At 29.1% G+C, this 5,976-nt stretch carries 6 protein-coding genes and 1 pseudogene; 3 read left to right on the forward strand and 4 right to left on the reverse strand.

The window, feature by feature from the left end:
• Positions 1–204 precede the first annotated feature (204 nt).
• Together BOW55_RS21485 and BOW55_RS20335 are read left to right on the forward strand one after the other, a co-directional pair.
• Positions 205–548 (forward strand): annotated as a pseudogene (locus tag BOW55_RS21485) (nuclear transport factor 2 family protein); the annotation flags it as partial.
• 9 nt (positions 549–557) lie between these two features.
• Positions 558–1,319 carry a type 1 glutamine amidotransferase domain-containing protein gene (locus BOW55_RS20335; RefSeq protein ID WP_241686637.1) on the forward strand — a complete coding sequence of 254 codons (762 nt, stop codon included), beginning with the start codon at positions 558–560 and terminating at the stop codon, positions 1,317–1,319.
• A 146-nt stretch (positions 1,320–1,465) separates the two neighbouring features.
• On the opposite strand, the gene BOW55_RS20340 is transcribed toward BOW55_RS20335, so the two are convergent.
• Positions 1,466–2,140 (reverse strand): hypothetical protein, encoded by a 675-nt coding sequence (locus tag BOW55_RS20340; RefSeq protein ID WP_129026250.1) that lies wholly within the window; start codon positions 2,138–2,140, stop codon positions 1,466–1,468.
• 223 nt (positions 2,141–2,363) lie between these two features.
• Between BOW55_RS20340 and BOW55_RS20345 the strand changes: the two genes are divergently transcribed.
• Entirely contained in the window at positions 2,364–3,569 is a 1,206-nt protein-coding gene (locus BOW55_RS20345; protein ID WP_129026252.1) for a PQQ-binding-like beta-propeller repeat protein, read from the forward strand.
• 146 nt (positions 3,570–3,715) lie between these two features.
• Here the strand turns inward: BOW55_RS20345 and BOW55_RS20930 are convergent, their stop codons facing one another.
• The 3 genes from BOW55_RS20930 to BOW55_RS20360 form a co-directional block, all read right to left on the reverse strand.
• Positions 3,716–4,846, reverse strand: coding sequence for a nuclear transport factor 2 family protein (locus BOW55_RS20930; protein WP_164975083.1), 1,131 nt, complete (start codon positions 4,844–4,846; stop codon positions 3,716–3,718).
• Between the two features lie 42 nt (positions 4,847–4,888).
• Positions 4,889–5,344, reverse strand: a complete 456-nt coding sequence (locus BOW55_RS20355; protein ID WP_129026254.1) for a nuclear transport factor 2 family protein — start codon at positions 5,342–5,344, stop codon at positions 4,889–4,891.
• 103 nt (positions 5,345–5,447) lie between these two features.
• Positions 5,448–5,870: an AraC family transcriptional regulator gene (locus BOW55_RS20360; protein WP_129026256.1), complete on the reverse strand. Its 423-nt coding sequence runs from the start codon at positions 5,868–5,870 to the stop codon at positions 5,448–5,450.
• Between the last annotated feature and the right edge of the window lie 106 nt (positions 5,871–5,976).

The following is a 5,976-nucleotide window of genomic DNA, read 5'->3' on the forward strand; positions in this document are numbered from 1 at the left end:
GAATCTGGATTTAATTCCTAGTAGTTACATTTTATAGTTCATTTAAAAAAATCAACTGGCACAACGCCTTCAAATTTACCAAAAAGAATAATTTTTTAATCCTAAAATATATATTTGGAGTCCGTTATTATAAATCTGGAATGATTTAAAGCTTAATCAATATAGTTTTGAAGAATATTTTTAAATCATTAAAATCCAGTGTTTATGAAAAGAATCTTTTTCGCAATCTTATTTGTATTATTATCAAATTTATCTTTTTCACAATCGGAGCAGTCTCTGATTGAAAGTTGTATTCAAAACTATATTGATGGAACATCTTATAATAAGCCCGACGATATAAGTAAGGCTTTTTATACTGAAGCCAATCTTTTTTTAAGTCATAAAGAAAAGCCTTTATGGGTAGTTCCTAGTTCAGAATATGTCTCTTGGTTTCAAAAAGGAAAAAAGGAGAATTTAATGGTCGTATAGGGAGAATTATTTCTATAGAATATTTTAATGATATTGCTATTGCAAAGGCTGAAATTCTCATTCCTGAAAGAAAGCAAGAATTTATGGATATGTTTCTGCTCAAAAAAATTCAAGGCGAATGGAAAATAATAAGCAAATCGGCAAGCAGCAAAGCGAGTAATAAATCTGGAAAGAAAATATTGTTTATTGTTTCTAATGCTAATTATTATGGAAATTCTACAATTTCAACAGGAAACAGCTTTGCAGAAATTGTAAACGCTTATGATACTTTTGTAAATTCAGGTTATACTGTTGATTTTGTAAGTCCAAATGGAGGTGATATTCCTTTAGCTTATATTAATACTTCTGATGATATGCAAAAAAAGTATTTATACAATCCAGACTTTATGTACGCCATAAAGTTTACGCTGAGTCCTAAAGAAGTTGATTATAAAAATTACAAAGCTGTTCATTATATTGGCGGTGGAAGTGCAATGTATGATGTTCCTGAAAACTTAGACATTCAACGCATTTCTATGCAAGTATATGAAGATAATAACGGTATTATTTCCTCGGTTTGTCATGGAACTGCTGGTATTGTTAATTTAAAAACTAAAAATGGAGAATTCTTGGTGGAAGGAAAAAAAATAAGTGGTTATCCTGATTCTTTCGAAAAACAAGATGGCGAATATTTTAAACACTTTCCTTTTTTAATTCAGAAGACAATAGAAGAAAGAGGTGGAGATTTTAAATTTTCAAAGCGAAATGAATCTTTTGTTGAACAAGATGGTCGAATTGTTACAGGTCAAAATTTTCAATCATCAAATGGTGTAGCCTTAAAAATTATTGAATTGATTGAGAAGAATAAATAGGATGATTTATTTAGTTAATGCAAAGGTTTAATCGTTAAACTTCTTAACTTAAAATTGTATTGTAAAACCAATTAAAAACTCTTTAAGAAATTAAGGAGTTTTTAATTTAGTTTTTTTAGAAGAATTTGACAGCAATATCATTGTCTTTATTTTTGCAGTATTAAATCTTTCAAATTAATATTTCCACAATGAATTTCTCTATCGTTAATTGTATAAAAAAGATTTTGTCCTTTTAAACTGAGTCCAGTTCGCAAAGTACCATGTGCACCTTTTGTTACGCAAAGTAAAACAACATAAAAACTACTCGATTGCTTCGGATTAATAGTTCTTTTTAGTGAAGATGATTTATGAATATTTTTATCTAAGAATGAATTTAAATCTTTAAAGCCATAATTAAATAAAGGGATTTTCTCATATGTCATTTCGTTGGGAGGAAGCAAAATTTTAAAGTATTGGTCAGGTAAAGCTGGAATCTCATAAGAATCTACAGGAAAGTCCATTTTTAATTCAAGAGGATTAGCTGTTTGATTGTTTATTCGAGTCCAGAATAGAACATAAATATATTCCTTGCCATTTGGATCAGTATATCTTGATCCTCCTTTTGGCAAACTGTTTTCTATTGTAACACTTGCGCCTTTAGAATCCCTATACTCATATTTAGTGTAAATGGCTTTATTAAGAGCTGCTTGTTTTTTGTTTTCGATATTTTTTACCGAATCTAAAGTTTTTGTATCAACAGTATCTGGAGTTGACTTACTATTTTCTTTACAAGAAGATAGTGCAGCAAGCGTGAGAACTAATAGTAATATACTTTTTTTCATTTTATTGAATTGGATACAAATGATTTATAGTTGAATAGGCTTTTCTTCAAAACGAATATAAGAAATATTTTTACTACAATTTATTAATTTGTTTAAGATTACGAAGACTTTATTGCTTCTAAAACAGGGTAGTAATTTTTAACTATATTTGGCATCGATATTGTTTTATTTGACAGCTTTTGAGTTGAAAAAGAAATTAAATCATGAAACCCAAATTTTAAAAATGAAAACTAAACTGATAACTCTTTTATTTGTATTTACGGCAATAAATATATTTAGTGAAGCTAATGCCCAATCGAAGTCAGAGAAAACTAATTATTCTAATAATAAGGTTTTAACGGATAATGATATGGTTACTCATAAAGCCATAAAACCTCTTAAAAAAGTTCCATTAGACAAAGAGTCAATTTTGATTTATGATTACGATGGATCTTTGATGTCATTCAATTTAGAAAAAGAATCTTTTAATTGGACTGTAAAAGCGACAGATCTTACTATCGAAATGTGTGCAAATCAAGTAACGCTGCTTGATGGAGTTATATACATTCCGTTTGTTAACGGTGAAATTTTTGCAATTGATAGTCAAACAGGCTCTATTTTTTGGAAATCTAGACTGGGAAATATTAAGGATCAAATTGTACTCAAAAATCAAGTTCCGGTTGTTAATGATGGAAAATTGTTTATTACGACACAAAGTCCAAATAATAATATTTATGCTCTTGATATAAAAGACGGCAGTTTAATATGGAATTATAAGCTGGATAATTTATATAATGACAATCCAGTTCTATTTTTTGACAACAAAGTTTTTGTACAAAGTGCGTCTAATTTATATAGTTTTGAGGCAAATTCTGGTAAACTTCTTAACCAAAAAGGCTTTGAGGAAGCTATGACTGGAAAACCTGTAACGGATGGCGAAAATGTATTTATTGCAAATGAAAAAGATGTGGTTTTTGCTTTAAGTCCAGATAAACTAGATGTTTTATGGCAATTTAAACTAGCTGAAAATCAAAATAATATTAAGGATCGTATATTTTGCAAGGACAAAAAAGTATATTTTGCGGCTCAAGGTTCTGAGGTTTCTTCGATCTATGCTGTGGACTCAAAAACGGGAACTCAGATTTGGAAAACAGATTTTAAAGGCGACAATGTCGAATACATGATTGAGGAAAGTGATAATATTTGGGGATATACTGGTAAGGGAAAACTTTTTCAAATAGACATTACAAATGGTGAAATTGCATTTGAAGTAAAACTAATAACGAAACCTATTTCAAATCTGGAATTTGCGGTGGATGATTTCTTGTATTATTATTCAGATGCTGCTTTGATTCAATTTGAGTTTAAAACAAAAGATGAAAACGAAGTTTATCTGCGAACTTCTATTAAAGATGATGCTTATAGTGCGTATTTAAAGTTAATTCAATAAAAAAGAATCTTAATACAATCAGTATTTTAATGATTAATAAAACAGTTTTTGATTATCTAAAACTATTAATCTTGTATAAAGTATTCGATTGTAAATGCTGATTAAAACCTCCAGAATAAAATAATTCTGGAGGTTTTTCAGTTTATTTAGGCTTTTAATAATTCTCTCCAAGTGTAACTTTTATGCACAATTTTCCAAGTACCTTCATATTTAAGAATTAAGAAATAATCTGTAAAAACCCGCCAGTTTGGCACAATGATTTCTGCTTTTGCTATTGCCGCATCTTTTTCAATATCGATCGAAATAATACTCCCTTTTCTATTAGACTTTTCACCAACTTTTATATTCGAAATATACTTTTCTCCAGAACGTATCCATAAAGTATCTTTTTCAACAGTATATAAATTAAAATTTGGATTAAAGGCTTTTCGCAATCTTTCAGGTTGTCCGTTTGCAGTTCCTTCAATATAATTAAGCAGAACTTCTGTAATTTGTTCTAAATCATCTTTCTTGTTTGTATCTGAATTATTAAAATTAGTTTTTAAAATTCGGATAACTTCATTAGCCACTTTTGATGCTGAAGTAGGATCTTGTCCTGTTACAAATCTTCCGTCAACAATATAGAATGCATCACCTCCTTTATCAGAATATACAAAATTACCTTGATTATTATTAATCTCTTTATCAATCGAAAAAGGAAATGCTTTGTAATATTCGGCATTTCTATTTTCGAATTTATCTGGAAAACCAGTAATTTTTCTTCCGCTATAAAGAGGCTTTTTGTTTTCGTCTGTTAAATAAACAATTCCCGCAGTTCCGTGGCAAATAGTAGAAATAACACCATTTTTATTATAAATACTTCGTGCTATTTTTTGAATAACAGGATTTTCGGCTACACCATACATTGCGGCACCACCGCCGGTATAAAAGATCGCCGTATAATCATCTATAATAACTTCTGTTGGTTTCTTTGTGTGTTCTAATTTATCCATAAACCATCCGTTGTACAAGTATTTTTTTTGTAAGCTGTCTGAGGTATTGATATAGCCAACGGGAATTGCTCCACCTTTAGGACTTACAAAGTCGACTGTATATCCTGCTTTTATAAATACATCGTACGGTTTTATGATTTCTTCAAAATGATTGGCTGTCGCAATTGTAGTATTGCCGTAAAAATCCTGATTTGAAGTCACAAAGAGTATTTTGTTTTGAGCGTGAATATTCATCGAATACAAACCTATAAGAATAAGAAATATGAGCGCTGTGTTTTTCATCATTTAGAAATGTAGAATTAAAGAAAAAGAATACCTGATTTATTCTTATTGTTTTACAGCTGGTACTTCAACTGTTTTATGAGGTGTTCTGGTTGATATTTTGTCGACAATAAACCAGCCTTGATTGGTTTTTAAAAGATTAAAATAATCTGTAAACAAAAGCTTTGAAGTACTTATTTCGGCTTTTGCAATGGCTACATTATTTGTTACGTCGATAGAAACAATACGCCCTGACCAGTTATTTGATTTTGGATGCTTTTTATACCCTACTATATACTTTGATTTAGGGACGATAGTAAATTTGTCTTCAGCAAAATATTTTAATTGCCAAGAATCATGAAATGACTTTGCTACCATTGCAGAATCGCCTGTAGCTTGTCCGTCTAAATAAAGATTAAGTGTTTTTTGAATTAAAAGCCAATCATTTTCATCATTATTTACTTGAGCATTTGCAGTAAAAAAGAATAAACTAAAGGAAATTGCTAAAAGAATTTTTCTCATTTTTAAAAAATTAAATTGTTAATAATGAGAGCAAATATCTTAGATATGAACAGTTTAAAAGTTTTACTTTATAAAGTAGAACTCCTATTTTGTAATATTGAACTTATTTTGAATATGATTTTTGATATTCAGCAGGAGTTAAACCGGTTGTTTTTTTAAAGGCTGTAAAAAAGGTTGATTTAGAATTAAAGCCGCTGTCATAACCTAAACTTTCAAGTGTTAAGTTTTTTTCTGTCTCTAATAGTTTTTTTGCTTTTTCAATTCGATATTCTTTGATTAGGTTTGAGAAGGATTTGCCTAATACTTCATTTACATATTGAGACAATAAATGTTTCGTTATATTTAGTTCTTTTGCAGCTTCTTCAAGGTTAAAATTTGGATTAAGGAATAGTTCTTTTTCTACCATTAATGATAGTTTTTGATCTATAAGACTTAGAGTTGCTTTATCAATTTCTTTGTTTTTGTATTTTTCTCTTTCATTAAAAAATGCAGGCTCATTATTATTCCTAAATATTAGAATGAGCACAATTAAATAGAATAGAAATGTAAAGGATAAAGACGCCTATTATATAAGAAGTATAAGCTGCAAAATTATAGGCCAGCAATATAATGGTAACTCCGATGTAAATACA

Origin of the sequence: Flavobacterium sp. YO12, assembly GCF_004119495.1 — a bacterium.
Classification (GTDB): domain Bacteria; phylum Bacteroidota; class Bacteroidia; order Flavobacteriales; family Flavobacteriaceae; genus Flavobacterium.